General features: G+C 69.5%; 11 protein-coding genes. 2 read left to right on the top strand and 9 right to left on the bottom strand.

From position 1 onward, the window contains the following. Positions 1 to 3: 3 nt before the first annotated feature. The 6 genes from U9J39_RS00825 to zwf form a co-directional block, all read right to left on the bottom strand. Entirely contained in the window at positions 4 to 459 is a 456-nt protein-coding gene (locus tag U9J39_RS00825) for a YccF domain-containing protein (RefSeq protein WP_115682052.1), read from the bottom strand. A 358-nt stretch (positions 460 to 817) separates the two neighbouring features. Then, positions 818 to 2,143, bottom strand: coding sequence for a sensor histidine kinase (locus U9J39_RS00820; protein WP_116313739.1), 1,326 nt, complete (start codon positions 2,141 to 2,143; stop codon positions 818 to 820). After that, positions 2,143 to 2,856, bottom strand: a complete 714-nt coding sequence (locus U9J39_RS00815; protein ID WP_326346294.1) for a response regulator transcription factor — start codon at positions 2,854 to 2,856, stop codon at positions 2,143 to 2,145. The genes U9J39_RS00820 and U9J39_RS00815 overlap by 1 nt, the downstream gene beginning before the upstream one ends. A 2-nt stretch (positions 2,857 to 2,858) precedes the next feature. Continuing rightward, positions 2,859 to 3,872, bottom strand: a complete 1,014-nt coding sequence (gene glk / locus U9J39_RS00810) for a glucokinase (RefSeq protein WP_326346293.1) — start codon at positions 3,870 to 3,872, stop codon at positions 2,859 to 2,861. A gap of 45 nt (positions 3,873 to 3,917) precedes the next feature. After that, positions 3,918 to 4,598 carry a 6-phosphogluconolactonase gene (gene pgl, locus U9J39_RS00805; protein ID WP_326346292.1) on the bottom strand — a complete coding sequence of 227 codons (681 nt, stop codon included), beginning with the start codon at positions 4,596 to 4,598 and terminating at the stop codon, positions 3,918 to 3,920. Between the two features lie 34 nt (positions 4,599 to 4,632). Beyond that, on the bottom strand, positions 4,633 to 6,090 hold the full coding sequence (zwf, locus tag U9J39_RS00800) for a glucose-6-phosphate dehydrogenase (RefSeq protein WP_115682058.1): 1,458 nt from the start codon (positions 6,088 to 6,090) through the stop codon (positions 4,633 to 4,635). A gap of 217 nt (positions 6,091 to 6,307) precedes the next feature. Between zwf and edd the strand changes: the two genes are divergently transcribed. Further along, positions 6,308 to 8,155, top strand: a complete 1,848-nt coding sequence (gene edd, locus U9J39_RS00795) for a phosphogluconate dehydratase (RefSeq protein ID WP_116313736.1) — start codon at positions 6,308 to 6,310, stop codon at positions 8,153 to 8,155. Here edd and U9J39_RS00790 read toward each other — a convergent pair. The 3 genes from U9J39_RS00790 to U9J39_RS00780 form a co-directional block, all read right to left on the bottom strand. Further along, positions 8,152 to 9,111 carry a mechanosensitive ion channel family protein gene (locus tag U9J39_RS00790; protein ID WP_115714167.1) on the bottom strand — a complete coding sequence of 320 codons (960 nt, stop codon included), beginning with the start codon at positions 9,109 to 9,111 and terminating at the stop codon, positions 8,152 to 8,154. The two genes, edd and U9J39_RS00790, sit on opposite strands and share 4 nt — an antisense overlap. A 316-nt stretch (positions 9,112 to 9,427) precedes the next feature. Further along, a complete protein-coding gene (locus U9J39_RS00785; protein ID WP_115714168.1) occupies positions 9,428 to 10,306 on the bottom strand; it encodes a helix-turn-helix domain-containing protein in 879 nt (292 codons plus the stop codon). Positions 10,307 to 10,487: 181 nt separating this feature from the next. Beyond that, the gene (locus U9J39_RS00780; RefSeq protein WP_326346291.1) at positions 10,488 to 11,735 is read right to left on the bottom strand and encodes an MFS transporter; all 1,248 of its coding nucleotides are present in this window, start codon (positions 11,733 to 11,735) and stop codon (positions 10,488 to 10,490) included. A gap of 320 nt (positions 11,736 to 12,055) precedes the next feature. Between U9J39_RS00780 and U9J39_RS00775 the strand changes: the two genes are divergently transcribed. Then, positions 12,056 to 14,239, top strand: coding sequence for a TonB-dependent receptor family protein (locus U9J39_RS00775; protein ID WP_326346290.1), 2,184 nt, complete (start codon positions 12,056 to 12,058; stop codon positions 14,237 to 14,239). Positions 14,240 to 14,293: the final 54 nt, after the last annotated feature.

Below are 14,293 nucleotides of genomic sequence, written 5' to 3'. Positions count from 1 at the left end.
CGCTCAGCGGCGCAGGTTGTCCACCTGCGCGCGGGCGCCGTCGCGGCGCGCGGCGTCCGCCATCTCGTTGCTGACCACGGTCTGTCCGATCGGTGCCAGCGCAATGCCGGCCAGCTTCAGGTGCTGGATCGCGAACGGGATGCCGATGATGGTCACGAAGTTGGCGAGCGCCGCCATGACATGGCCGATGGCCAGCCACACGCCGGCAACGACAAACCACAGCACATTGCCCACCAGCCCGAGCGCTCCGGTGCCGACATCGTCGCGCCCGGTCAGTTCGCGCCGGCTGATGGCCTGCTTGCCGAACGGAAAGAAGGTGAAGCTGCCGATCACGAAGCAGGCCTTGCCCCAGGGAATGCCGATGATCGAGATAAAGGCCAGCAGCCCTGCCAGCCACCAGGCCAGGCCCATCACCACGCCGCCAAGGATGAACCAGAGGAAGTTGCCGATCGCGCGCATGCTGTCGTTGCACCAGTGAGGGGAGGAACACGCATGATACGCAATGGCGCCGCGCCGGCATGGCGCTGAATGGCCTGCGCCGTAAAAGCGTACCCGTTTCTGCGTGCCGCGGCGGGTCCAGTCAAAGCCATGCCGCGGCGCCTTCGGGCCGGCGATAACGCATGATTTAGCTGCGTAGCCAGCGCACGCAACCGCGTCGCATTCCCGGCCTGCGGGCGCAAAGCGTACCCGTTTCTGCGTGTCGATCGATGGGCTGTCGCTTTTGGCAAGCCTTGCGCAGGGCAGAAGACCAACTGGATTTGCGCTCCCGCTTCAGCCAGTTGCGCAGCGGGCAGGCCGCAATGTTTGCTGACGCGGGCTAAGCCGGAAACACCACCCTGACCCGCAACCCCGGCCCGGCATCCTCCAGCACCACCCGCGCGCCATGCGACTGCGCGATCTCGGCGACGATGGCGAGGCCCAGGCCGCTGCCGCCGGTCGGCGCATCGGCGACGCGATAGAAGCGGTCGAACACGCGCGCGCGCTCTGCGGCGGGGATGCCCGGGCCGTTGTCGCTGACCACCAGTTCCACGCTACGGCCATCGGCACCGCGCCGCACCGCGACGTCGATGCGGCCGCCGGCGGGGATGTATGCGAGCGCATTGTCCAGCAGGTTGGTCAGCAGGATGCGCAACGCATCGGCGTCGCCGCGTACCACGGCGGGGGTAGTGTCGGCGCTGCCGTCCAGGCCCAGGTCGATGTCGCGATCGAGCGCGGCCTGGGCCATCTCGGCGACCACGGCCGCGGCCAGTTGATGCAGTTCCACCGGTTCGTGCGGGGGCACGGCCGCGCCCGGTTCCTGCCGCGCCAGCGTCAGCAGCTGGGTCACCAGGTGGGTCAGCCGCTCCAGCCCCTGGCGCAGCTTGGCGATGGCTTCGTCGCGCGCGGCGCCGTCGTCGGCACGCTCGACCAGTTGTGCCTGCAGCTGCAGCGCGGTCAGCGGCGTGCGCAGCGCGTGCGCGGCATCGGCGACGAAGGCGCGCTGGGTGTCGATGGCATGCGAGAGCCGCGCCAGCAGCTGGTTCAGCGCCGCGCTCAGCGGCGCGATCTCGTCGGGCATCGGGCGCACCGCCAGCGGCGCCAGCGCGTTGGCATCGCGCGCGCGCACCTCGGTGGCGATCTCGCGCAGCGGCCGCAGGCCGCGGCCCACCGCCATCCACACCAGCCAGCCCAGCAGCGGCAGCAACAGCAGCAGCGGCGCCACCGTGCGCAGCGCCATGCGCGCGGCCAGCGTGCGGCGCGCGCTCATCGGCTGCGCGATCTGCACCACGGCGGGCCCCAGCTGCATGCTGTACAGGCGCCATTCGCCCTGCTGCGTGGTCACGTTGGCGAACCCCAGCTCGGCGCGCGCTGGCAGTGCCGGATGCGAGTGCGACAGGTAAAGGCTGCGCCCGGAGCCGTCCCAGATATGGATCACCACATCCTCGTCGGCATGCGCGAGGTCGCCGGGCGCGCCGACAAAGGGCGGCGCCACCGGGTTGGGAAACTGGCTCGGCAGCGCCGCGGCCATCTGCTTCATCTGGTAGTCGAACAGCGCGTTGGCCTCCTGCCGCGCCTGCCCGTAGATCAGCGCGGTGGCGATGGCGATCCCGGCTATCAGGCCGGCCGCCAGCCAGGCCAGCAGCGTTCGCTGGATCGAGCGCATCAGCTGCCCTCCTCCTCGCCATCGGCCGCTGCTTCGCTGTCGAGGCGCGGCACCACATAGCCCACGCCGCGGATATTGCGGATCAGCGCCGCGCCGAACTTCTTGCGCAGCGCGTGGATGTAGACCTCGACGGTATTGCTGCCGACCTCGTCGTCCCAGCCATAGAGCCGCTCCTGCAGCTGCGGCACTGACCACACTTTGCCCGGGCGCGCCATCAGCGCCGACAGCAGCGCGAATTCGCGCGCCGACAGCCGCACCGGTTCGCCGCGGCAGGTGGCTTCGCGCGTGGCGGGGTTGAGCACGATGTCGCCGTAGGTGACCAGCGGTTCAGCACGCCCGGCGGCGCGGCGTGCCAGCGCGTGCATGCGCGCGGCCAGCTCCTGCAGGTCGAAGGGCTTGACCAGGTAATCATCGGCGCCGGCATTGAGCCCCGCGACACGGTCGGCGACGGCGTCGCGCGCGGTCAGGATCAGCACCGGCGTGGGCACGCCGCGCGCCCGCAGCGCGCGCAGCACCTCCAGGCCGGGGCGGCGCGGCAGCCCCAGGTCGAGCAGGATCAGGTCGTAGCACGCCTGGCCGTCCGCGGCGGTGCTGGCCGCAGCCAGGCCCGCATCGCCGTCGCGCACCCAATCGACGGCAAAGCCTTCCTGGCGCAGCGCCAGCTTGACGCTCTCGCCGATCATGGCATCGTCTTCGACCAGCAGCACGCGCATGGCTAACCGTTCCCGCCCGCGCTGCCGAGGCGTTCGGCCAGCGCCTGCGCCAGCCCCGCCAACGCCGGATGGCTGGCGGTGATGACATGGACCGGCACCGCCTCGAGCCAGCCGCGCATGCGACCCTTGGCGACAAAGCGCTCGGCGAATACCGAGTCCCGCAGCGCCGGCACGAAGCGCGGCAGGATGCCGCCGCCCAGATAAACGCCGCCGCGCGCACCGATCACCAGCGCGATATCGGCCGCGACCGAGCCCAGCAGTCCGAAGAACACCGCCATGGCGCGCTGGCACAGCGGGTCGTTGCGCTCGAACGCGCCCGCGGTGACCTGCGCCGGCTGCAGCGGCGCCAGCAAAAGCGTACCCGTTTCTGCGGCCAGCGCGGCATGGATATGCGACAGGCCGCTGCCGCTCAGCAGCCGCTCGGCCGAGACCCGGCCGACGTTGCGGTGGGCCGCGCGCCACGCGATCCATTCGTCGTCGGTGTCCGGCATCAGCTCGATATGGCCGCCTTCGCCGGCCAGCGCCACGGCCTGCCCGCCCGGCGCCGGCACCAGTCCGGAAACGCCCAGGCCGGTGCCGGGCCCGACCAGCGCCAGCGGCGCGGTGCGCACCGCGGTGCCGGCGCGCACCTGCGCCAGCCCGTCGGCGGGCAGGTGCGGCAGCGCCAGCGCCAGCGCGGTGAAGTCGTTGATCGCCACCAGCGTCTGCAGCCCGAGCGCGCGCCGCATGCCGTCGATCGAGAAGGTCCAGTTGTGGTTGGTCAGCCGGACCTGGTCGCCGGTCACCGGATTGGCCAGGCCGATCGCGGCGTGACGCGGCGTGGGCTGGCCGGAACCGGCGAGGCCGTCGAGGTACTGGCGCAGCGCCGCCTCCAGCGACGGAAAATCCGCCACCTTCAGCGCCGTCACCGGCCCGATCCGCATGGGCGCGGTCTCCAGCGCAAAGCGCACGTTGGTGCCGCCTACATCGCCGAGCAGGCGCGGGAAGTCAGCGGAGAAGGATGCGGTAGTGGCCATGGCAGCGGATCTCGTTCCTTGCGCAAAGGTGGGCAAGCGGGGCGGTCAGGTCTTGAACACGTCAAACCCGTGCCGGTGCCGCGACAGCACCAGGCTCACCGGCAACGACGGCGTGGGGCCCTGCAGCGCGCGCTCCAGCACCGCGGCCTTGGCCGCGCCGGAGACGGACAGGAACACGCGCTCGGCGGCCAGCAGCGCGGCCAGGTTCAGCGTGATGCGCGCATGCGGCGCCACCGACGGATGGGTGATGGCGTAGCCCGGCTGCGGCTCGCTCAGCGCGCTCTGCAGTTCGGGCGCATCGGGGAACAGCGAGGCGGTATGGCCGTCCTCGCCCATGCCCAGCACCACCACGTCGGGCTGGCGGAACGCGGCGTTGGCGCGCGCCACCGCCTGTGCGGGCGCGGCGGCGTCGTGCGCGTCGGCAATCAGCGGCACGAAGGCGGCGCTGGCCGCGGCCTCGCGCAGCAGGTGGGCGCGCACCAGTGCGGCGTTGCTGTCGGCGTGGTCGGGCGGCACCACGCGTTCGTCGACCAGCGTGATCGTCACCGCGTCCCAGCGCACGTGCCGGTGGCGCAGCCGCTCGAACATCGCCACCGGCGAGCGCCCGCCCGAGACCGCCAGCACCGCCCAGCCCTTGACGCGCACGGCGAGCTCCAGCGCATTGCCGATCGAGATCGCCAGGGCCTCGGCCTGGTCCATCGGCGTGGGATGTTCAAACAGGCGCATGGCGGCTTCCTTTACAGGGGTGCGAGCCCATGGCTCAGGCTTCCTCGTGCCACAGGCCGCCATCGCGCGACATCAGCGCCGACGACGCCGCCGGCCCCCAGGTGCCGGCGGTATAGGGCTTGGGCGGAACCGTGCTGGCTTCCCAGGTGTCGATGATCGGCTCGACCCAGCGCCACGCCTGCACCTGCTCGTCGCGGCGCACGAACAGGCCGAGCCGGCCGCGGATCACGTCCAGCAGCAGCCGTTCATAGGCGCCGGCGCGGCGCACCTTGAACGAGTTGGCGAAGTCGAGGTCGAGCGAGGTGGGCGTCAGTTCCAGCGTATCGCCGGGCTGCTTGACCAGGCAGTACAGGCGGATGCTTTCCTCGGGCTGCAGCTGGATCACCAGCCGGTTCTGCGGCGACTGCGTCAGCGGCCGCGGGAAGATCGCGTGCGGCACGTCGCGGAAGTGGATCACGATCTCGGCCACGCGCGACTGCATGCGCTTGCCGGTGCGCAGGTAGAACGGCACGCCTTCCCAGCGCCAGTTGGCGATCTCGGCCTTGATCGCGACAAAGGTCTCGGTACGGCTGTCCGGCGCGATGCCTTCTTCCTCCAGGTAGCCGGGCACCGGCTTGCCGCCGATCGCGCCGGCGCGGTACTGGCCGCGCACGGTCTTCTCGGCCACGTCCTGCGGCGTGATCGGCCTGAGCGCCTTCAGGATCTTGATCTTCTCGTCGCGGATGGCGTCTTCGCTCAAGCTGGCCGGGGGCTCCATCGCCACCATGCACAGCAGCTGCAGCAGGTGGTTCTGCACCATGTCGCGCAGCGCGCCGGTGCGGTCGTAGAAGTCGCCGCGCGTTTCCACGCCGAGTTCTTCGGCAATGGTGATCTGCACGTCCTGCACCCACTCGCGGCGCCACAGCGGCTCGAACAGCGCGTTGCCGAAGCGGATCGCCATCAGGTTCTGCACCGACTCCTTGCCCAGGTAATGGTCGATGCGGTAGATCTGCTCTTCGGCAAAGAATTTTGCCACCGCGGAGTTGATGGCCTCGTTCGATTCCAGGTCATGGCCCAGCGGCTTTTCCAGCACGATGCGCACGTTGGGCGCGTGGCGCGTGTTCAGGCCGGTGCGCGCCAGTTGCTCGCAGATCGACACGAACAGGTGCGGCGCGGTGGCGAGATAGCACACCACCACCTCGGGCTTGCGCGACAGCAGCTGCTCGGCCAGCGCATCGAAATGCGCCGGCACGCGTGCATCGGCCTGCACGTAGACGATGCGTGCGCAGAACCTGTCCCATGACTCGGGCGGCGCATGGGCCAGCGCGGGCCGCACGCTCTGTTCCAGCGAGGCGATGTAGTCCGCGCTCGACATCGGCTGGCTGCCGGTGGCGAGGATGCGTGCGGCCGGATGCAGCAGCCCCGCGTGGTGCGCATCGAACAGGGACGGCAGCAGCTTGCGCCGCGCCAGGTCGCCGGTGCCGCCAAACAGCACCATGTCGAAATCAGGCATGCTCACCCTGCGCTCCTTGAGGATTCGAGTTGTCGCGGCCAGCGCGCGATGGCCGGCCGGGTAGCGGCCAGTTTACGTGAGTCGCTACGGCTTGGCGAGGCAAGCGTACCCATTTCTGCGTGGTTGGCGTAGGCCGCGGGCGGGCCATCAAGCACCCTCCGCCGTGCAGGCCCCGGCAAAGTACGCTAGGCTGAAAGCTCCCCCGCAGGAGAACCCCATGCCACGTCATCCAGTGCTCGAGCGGGTCACCGCCCGCATCGTCTCCCGCAGCACCGCCTCGCGCCAGGCGTATCTTGACCGCACCCGCGCCATGGCCGGGCAGAAGGTCGAACGCGCGCAGCTTTCCTGTACCAACCTCGCCCACGCGGTGGCCGCCATGCCGGACGCCGCCAAGATCCGGCTGAAGGCCGACGAGCGGCCCAACCTGGCCATCGTCTCGGCCTACAACGACATGCTGTCCGCGCACCAGCCGCTGGCCGCGTTCCCGCAATGGCTCAAGGAAGCCGCGCTCGACGCCGGCGGCACCGCGCAGTTTGCCGGCGGCACGCCGGCGATGTGCGACGGCGTCACGCAGGGCCAGGACGGCATGGACCTGTCGCTGTTCTCGCGCGACGTGATCGCGCTGGCCACGGCGGTGGCGCTGTCGCACCAGATGTTCGATGGCGCGCTGTACCTGGGCGTGTGCGACAAGATCGTGCCCGGGCTGGTGATGGGGGCGCTGTCCTTCGGCCATTTGCCCGCGGTGTTCGTGCCGGGCGGGCCGATGACCACCGGCATCAGCAACGACGAGAAGGCGCATACCCGGCAGCTCTACGCCGAAGGCAAGATCGGCCGCAAGGAGCTGCTCGAGGCCGAGACCCGCTCCTACCACGGACCGGGCACCTGCACCTTCTACGGCACCGCCAACTCCAACCAGATGCTGATGGAAATGATGGGCCTGCATCTTCCTGGCACGGCCTTCGTCAATCCCAACACGCCGCTGCGCGAAGCGCTGACGCGCGAGGCCGCGCGCCAGGCTCTGAAGCTGGTGCACGGCGGCGAGCGCTATACGCCGGTGGCCGAGGTGCTGGACGAGCGCGCCTTCGTCAACGGCATCGTCGGGCTGCTGGCCACCGGCGGCTCGACCAACCACACGCTGCACCTGATCGCGATGGCGCGGGTGGCCGGCATCGTGCTGAGCTGGGACGATTTCGACGAACTGTCGGCAGTGGTGCCGCTGCTGGCGCGCGTGTACCCGAACGGCAAGGCCGACGTGAACCAGTTCCAGGCCGCCGGCGGGCTGCCGGTGGTGATCCGCGGCCTGCTCGCACTCGGTCTGCTGCACGACGACGTCACCACCATCGTCGGCCAGGGCCTGCAAGACTACACGCGCGAGCCGGTGCTGCGCGACGGCCAGCTGACGTGGATCGATGGCCCGGCCGCGCCGCTCGATGACAGCATCGTGCGCGCCGCCGACGCGCCCTTTGCGCCGGACGGCGGCATCAAGCTGCTCGACGGCAAGCTGGGCCGCGCGGTGATCAAGACCTCGGCGGTCAAGCCCGAGCACCAGGTGGTGCAGGCGCCGGCGATCGTGTTCGAGCATCAGGACGATGTGCTGCACGCTTTCAAGCGCGGCGAGCTGGAACGCGACTTCATTGCGGTGCTGCCGTGGCAGGGCCCGGCGTCGTGCGGCATGCCGGAGCTGCACAAGCTCACGCCCACGTTGACGGTGCTGCAGGACCGAGGTTTCCATGTGGCGCTGGTGACGGACGGACGCATGTCGGGCGCTTCGGGCAAGGTCCCGGCCGCCATCCACGTCTGCCCGGAAGCGCTGCGCGGCGGCGCGATCGCGCGCGTGCGCAGCGGCGACATGATGCGCGTCGACGCGACCACGGGCACGCTCGACGTGCTGGTGCCCGACGACGAATGGCAGGCACGCACGCCGGCGCGCCCGGACCTGAGCGCCAATCGCCATGGCGTCGGCCGTGACCTGTTCGCGAGCTTCCGCCGCCAGGTCAGCACGGCCGAAAGCGGGGCCTGCACGCTGTTTTCGGACGAGGGCGAGGCGCAGGACGCGCGCGGCTAGCCCGGTTGGCGCGCGGGCTGGCGCGTCGGCTGGTGCGACGGCTGGTGCGACTGCGGCGCGGCCGGTCGCGAGGCTGCCGACGGCGCGCTGTCGGCCACCTTCACCACGCCCGGCACCGACGACGCGCCCGGCACGTGCAGCTCCTGGATCGGCACCGCCAGCTTGCTGCCGGCCTGCTCCAGCACCTGCTTGATGCGCTCGTAGAAGGCGAAGCGCACGTTCCAGTAATCGTCGTTCGAGGTCCAGTAGCGCACGTTCAGCGTAATGCCCTGCTGGGTGTAGTTGACCACCATGGTTTCGGGGGCGGGCTCGGCCAGCAGCCGCGGCTCGCGCGCCAGCATCGCGCGCAGCGCTTCCAGGCTGCGCTGCACGTCGCTGTCGAAGGTCACCGTGGCCTCGATGTCGGCGCGCCGCGTGGCGTTCTCGCTGTAATTCGTGATGGCGCTGCCCCACAGCTTGCCGTTGGGCACGCGCAGGCAGACGCCGTCGAAGGTGGTCAGCTCGGTCATGAAGAGCCCGGTCTCGCGCACGGTGCCGGCCACGCCCTGCGCGTCGATGTACTGGCCCACGCGAAACGGGCGCAGCAGCACCAGCATGATGCCGGCGGCAATGTTCTGCAGCGTGCCCTGCAGCGCCAGCCCGATCGCCAGGCCGGCGGCACCGAGCATGGCGATGATGCTGGCGGTCTGCACGCCGAACTGCGACAGCACCAGCACGATGGTCAGCACGCGCACCATCCACTGCAGCGCATTGGCCAGCAGCGGGCGCATGGTGGCGTCGACATGGGTGCGGGCCAGCGCAGCGCGCGCCGCAGTGCCGACGCGGCCCGACAGCCACCAGCCGATCATCAGGATCAGGATGGCCGCCAGGCAGTTCATGCCCTGGTTGATGCCGAAGCGGACCAGGTAGGACCAGCCCGCCTCAAGCTGGTCGGCATCGATGAAGTTGAGATCCATGGGAGCGGCTCCGTTTGCGGTTGTTGTCAGGTTGTCGACGGTGCTGGCCTGGGACGGCGATGCGTACCCGTTTCTGCGTGCCGTGCGATGCCCGGGCGGACTTGCCGGAACGCTGGACAGCGGTTCACGTTTGACAAATTGATGAGCATTGAACGCAAGATGTCAGACGATCACCGACAAAGCCGGAAACACGACACATATGAGGGGACAAGCGAAGCGGAAGCGGGTTCCCAGGACTCGGACGCGGATTTGTGTGCTGTGGGCGCCAGGCCTTGCGCTGCAACGGCTGGCGCCGGTCCGACCGCAACCAGAAAGGCTACGCGCCCGCGCGCCAGGCACCGGGTGTCATGCCGAACGCGGCCTGGAAACGACGGCTGAGATGGCTGGCCGAGGCAAACCCGGCGCGGGCGGCGACTTCATGCAGCGGGCGGCGCGGATCGGCCAGCAGCCGTTGCGCCCGCTCCAGGCGGGTCTGCAGCACCCATGCATGCGGCGGCATGCCGAACGACACCCGGAACATGCGCGCGAAGTGGAATTCCGACAGGCCCGCCAGTGCCGCCAGATCGCCCAGCGTCGGGTTGCTGTCGGGATGGCTTTCGATCCAGTCGCGCACGGTCCGCCGCGCCTGCGCGGACAAGCCACCGCGCCAGTCGGTCGGGGCGGCGCGGCCGGCGTGGTTCAGCACCAGGTGGCTGAGCGCCTCGTGCGCCAGCGCGTTGCCGGCCATGCGGGCCTCGGGCAAGCGCCAGTCGAGCGCGGCAAGATGCTGGCTCAGCGCATGCAGGCGCGGATCGTCGGCAAAGGTCAGGTCGCGCAAGGCCACCGAGCGCGGTTCGCGGTCGAGCAGGCGCACGCAGTGCCAGGCCAGGGTTTCGGGGCGGAAATACAGATGCAGGAAGCGCTGCGGACCGCCGACATGCCAGCGCGACTCATGGTCGGCCGGCAACAGGCACAGCCTGCCCGGGGCGCCTTTGTTGCCGGGCTGGTCGCGCCGGTAGGTAGCGTGGCCGCCCTGCAGGTAGACCGACATGGTGTGGTGGCCGGGCCGCGCATAGCCGGTGCTGTCGTTCCGGTTGCGCCACAGCGCCACGCCCAGGCCATCGCCCAACGGGGCGGCGCGCTCCAGCGAAGCGCGCGAGCCGCTGAGCGCGGCGAACACCGCGTGGCGCTGGAGCGGATCGGTCGGCAAGGTCATGTGGCGCAAGGCGTGGCGGGATGCGGGCGGTGATGCGAGCGGCAACAGTCGGGCGCGACTTTCAGCGACGAAAGTTGGCGCGCGAGGCATCACTATACCGCCGTCAGCCCCGCCGCCGCGCACGCAGAAACGGGTACGCTCCGGGCATCGCCATGCAGGCCCGCACGCGCCATGCGGCCGTTCAGGCGGGATGTTCGTGCAGCTTGTCGCGCGCCGCCAGCGCCGGGAACAACCGCATCCACACCGCCACCACCAGCAGCGTGCCGACCCCGCCCAGGACCACCGCGCCCACCGGGCCGAACAGCGCGGCGGTGACGCCTGACTCGAACTCGCCCAGCTGGTTGGAAGCGCCGATAAACACCGAATTGACGGCGCCGACGCGCCCGCGCATGTCGTCGGGCGTATCGAGCTGGACCAGCGTGGAGCGCACCACCACGCTGATCATGTCCGAGGCACCCAGCACCACCAGTGCCGCCATCGACAGCGGCAGCCAGGTCGAGACCCCGAACACCACCGTGGCGACGCCGAACACCGCCACCGCGGCGAACATCACGCGTCCGGCGCGCCGGTTCAGCGGATGGCGCGCCAGCCACAGCGCCATCGCCAGCGCGCCGAGGGCCGGCGACGAGCGCAGCAGCCCCAGCCCCCACGGTCCGGTATGCAGGATGTCGCGCGCGTAGATTGGCAACAGCGCCGCGGCGCCGCCCAGCAGCACCGCCACCATATCCAGCGAGATCGCGCCCAGCAGCACCGGGCGGCTGCGGATATAGGCGAAACCGGCAAAGACGGTGCGCACGCTGACCGGCGCGGTCAGCCGCTGCGCCGCCTGACGCAGCGTGATGCCGCCCACCAGCAGCGCGGCGATCGCAAACAGCGTCGCGCTCAGCGTGTACACCACCCCCGGGCCGGCCACATAGGCGAAGCCGCCGATGGCCGGGCCGATGATGATGGCGGCCTGCCCCGCCGAGCTGGCCAGCGCCACCGCGCGCGGCAGCTGGCGCGGCGTGACCACGCTGGGCAGCAAGGCCTGCAGCGTGGGGTTCTCGAACGCGCGCGTGGCGCCGATCAGCGCGACGAAGACAAAGATGTGGTGGCTATCGATCCAGCCGCCCAGGCTGGCGGCGGCCATGCCGGCGGCCAGCAGCGCCTCGAGCGACTGGCAGGTGCGCACGATGCGGCGCCGGTCGAAGCGGTCCGCCACGTGGCCCGACATCAGGATCAGCGCCACCGACGGCAGGAACTGCACCAGCCCGACCATGCCCAGCATCAGCGGGTCGCGCGTCAGGTCGTACATCTGCCAGCCCACCGCCACGGTAAAGATCTGGTAGCCGATGGTGGTGCACAGCCGCGCGAACCAGTAGCGGCGAAAGACGGAATCACGGAAGACGCTGTCCGGCTCGGCGGCCGGAACGGTGGCAGGGGAAGACATGGACGGGGCAGGAAGGGAGCGGAGCTTGCGCCCGGGAAGCGGGTTCGCCGTGCGCAAAGGGCAGATTCTAAAGCGTGCGTTTAATTGCTGCATGCAAATGCCCACGCCTGCACACCGGTTACGGAATGTGCGGAATGAAGCGCGTATCTTGCCTCTTTGTCAGCACAATGATGCAGAGACGCGACACGCGCTGGCGGCGCAACGCCGGGCTTCTCGCTTTTGAGAATCACTCGCATTTATAATCGCCGCCCATTGGCGCGACCGTCCGGACCATCGCTTCCGGCGCAGCGGGACGCGCCGCTCTCCCCAGGAACCTCACCTTGCAGCCCGCTTTCCGCCTGACCGGGGGTGCCATCAGCGCCGCCCTGCTGTTTGCCCAGTTCGCCGCGATGCCGGCCCACGCCGCCGAACCGGTTTCCGCAACGCCCGCCACTGCCACCGCCGCCAATACCGAAGCCACGCTGAACACGGTTACCGTGGTGGGCAACTGGCTGGAAAACGCCAATGAGGCCAAGGTGCTGGAGCATCCGGGCGCACGTACCATCGTCGACCGCGAGACCTTCGCCGAAGCCGGCGCCAACAATGTGCGCGAAGTGCTGCGCCGCATTCCCGGCGTGCAGGTGCAGGAGAACAACGGCACCGGCGGCAGCGATGTCTCGCTGAACGTGGGCGTGCGCGGGCTGGCCTCGCGGCTGTCGCCGCGCTCGACCATCCTGATGGACGGCGTCCCGCTGGCGGTGGCGCCCTACGGCCAGCCACAGCTGTCGATGGCGCCGCTGTCGCTGGGCAACCTCGAGACCATCGACGTGGTGCGCGGCGCGGGCTCGGTGCGCTACGGCCCGCAGAACGTGGGCGGCATCATCAACTTCGTGACGCGCCCGATCCCCGCGACCTTCGCCGCCGATGCCTCGGTCTCGACCGACATCTACAGCCACGGCGGCAACGTCAAGACCAACCCGACCGCATTCATCGGCGGCACCAACGAGCAGGGGCTGGGCGGGGCGCTGCTGTACTCGGGCATCCACGGCAACGGCTACCGCGCCAGCAACGACCACGTCAATATCGACGACCTGCTGCTCAAGGGCGCGTACCGGATCTCGAAGACCGACTCGCTGAGCGCCGCCTTCCACTACTACGAAGGCACGGCCGGCATGCCTGGCGGCCTGACGGCGGCGCAGTACGCGGCCGACCCGTTCCAGTCGATGCGCCCCTACGACAACTTCAGCGGGCGGCGCCACGACTTCAGCCTGAAATACAGCCACAACGACGCCGACCGCAAGTTCGAGGTGCTGACGTACTACACCGACAGCTTCCGCGGCAGCAATATCGAGCAGGAAGACGTCCGGAGCAACGCCAATCCCCGGCCCTTGCGCTTGACCGCGGCGCCACGCAACTACCATACATTCGCGATCGAGCCGCGCTACTCGCAGCTGTTTCGCGGCGACAGCATGAGCCATGAAGTCAGCGTCGGCTACCGCTTCCTGCGCGAAGCCAGCGACGAGCAGGCCGCGCGCACAGCCTTCTACCCGCCCGGCTCGCTCGATCCCACCACCCTGCCGTCGCCGGTCTACCAGTGGCGCACCGGCGGCACCACCGCCAACGCGGTCTATATCGACGACACCATCAACGTCGGCAACTGGACCATCACCCCCGGGCTGCGCTATGAGTTCATCCGCTCGTACGTGACCGACAACTTCAGCGGTGTGCGCCGCGACGTGTCTTCCAACGAGCCGCTGCCGTCGCTGGCGGTGATGTACCACGTCAGCGACCAGTGGAAGCTGTTCGCCAACGCCGGCGTGTCGTTCGGCCCGCTGCAGTATTTCCAGATCGCGCAGACCACCAACGGGCTGACGCCGGAAAAGGCCAAGACCTACGAGATTGGCACGCACTTTAACGCCAATGGCTGGGGCGGCGAGCTGACCCTGTTCAACATCGACTTCGACGACGAGCTGCAACTGCGTGGCGCCACCGGCGGCTCGCCTGAGGCATGGACCAACCTCGGCGCCACCACTCACCGCGGCGTGGAATCGTCGCTGCGCTATGACTTCGGCGCGCTCGACAAGTCTTTGATGGGCCTGTCGGCCTACGCCACCTACACCTACACCGAAGCCACCTACAACCAGGGCAACTTTGCCGGGCGCGACCTGCCGTTCTATTCTCGCCACGTGGCCACGGTGGGCATGCGCTACGCGCGCAACCGCTGGTCGTTCAATGTCGATGGCTTTGCGCAGTCCAAGCAGCACTCGCCGGGCGACCCGAGCACGTCGACCACCTACCAGACCGCGGAAAGCGCCAATGGCGCGCTGGGCGATATCCCGGGCTATGCGCTGATGAACCTGCGCGTGGGCTATGACTTCGGCAAGGCCGCGCAGAACCTGAAGCTGGCGGTGGGCGTGAAGAACGTGTTCGACAAGCGCCATTTCACCCGCTCGACCGACAACAATGCCGGCAAGTATGTGGGCATGCCGCGGACGTTCTATATCCAGGCATCACTGGCGTATTGATTGGCTGCAAAAGCGCCAGGCAAACCCTCAGAACAGCAAAACGGCTCGCCATGG

Source organism: Cupriavidus sp. SS-3 (assembly GCF_035818815.1).
Classification (GTDB): Bacteria; Pseudomonadota; Gammaproteobacteria; order Burkholderiales; family Burkholderiaceae; genus Cupriavidus; species Cupriavidus taiwanensis_C.
This window is presented reverse-complemented; position numbering and strand designations above follow the sequence as displayed.

Excerpts from the sequence above, each read along its gene's own strand:
- U9J39_RS00825 (WP_115682052.1), bottom strand. The coding sequence starts at position 459 with ATGCGCGCGATCGGCAACTTCCTCTGGTTCATCCTTGGCGGCGTGGTG.
- U9J39_RS00820 (WP_116313739.1), bottom strand. The coding sequence starts at position 2,143 with ATGCGCTCGATCCAGCGAACGCTGCTGGCCTGGCTGGCGGCCGGCCTG.
- U9J39_RS00815 (WP_326346294.1), bottom strand. The coding sequence starts at position 2,856 with ATGCGCGTGCTGCTGGTCGAAGACGATGCCATGATCGGCGAGAGCGTC.
- glk (WP_326346293.1), bottom strand. The coding sequence starts at position 3,872 with ATGGCCACTACCGCATCCTTCTCCGCTGACTTCCCGCGCCTGCTCGGC.
- pgl (WP_326346292.1), bottom strand. The coding sequence starts at position 4,598 with ATGCGCCTGTTTGAACATCCCACGCCGATGGACCAGGCCGAGGCCCTG.
- zwf (WP_115682058.1), bottom strand. The coding sequence starts at position 6,090 with ATGCCTGATTTCGACATGGTGCTGTTTGGCGGCACCGGCGACCTGGCG.
- edd (WP_116313736.1), top strand. The coding sequence starts at position 6,308 with ATGCCACGTCATCCAGTGCTCGAGCGGGTCACCGCCCGCATCGTCTCC.
- U9J39_RS00790 (WP_115714167.1), bottom strand. The coding sequence starts at position 9,111 with ATGGATCTCAACTTCATCGATGCCGACCAGCTTGAGGCGGGCTGGTCC.
- U9J39_RS00785 (WP_115714168.1), bottom strand. The coding sequence starts at position 10,306 with ATGACCTTGCCGACCGATCCGCTCCAGCGCCACGCGGTGTTCGCCGCG.
- U9J39_RS00780 (WP_326346291.1), bottom strand. The coding sequence starts at position 11,735 with ATGTCTTCCCCTGCCACCGTTCCGGCCGCCGAGCCGGACAGCGTCTTC.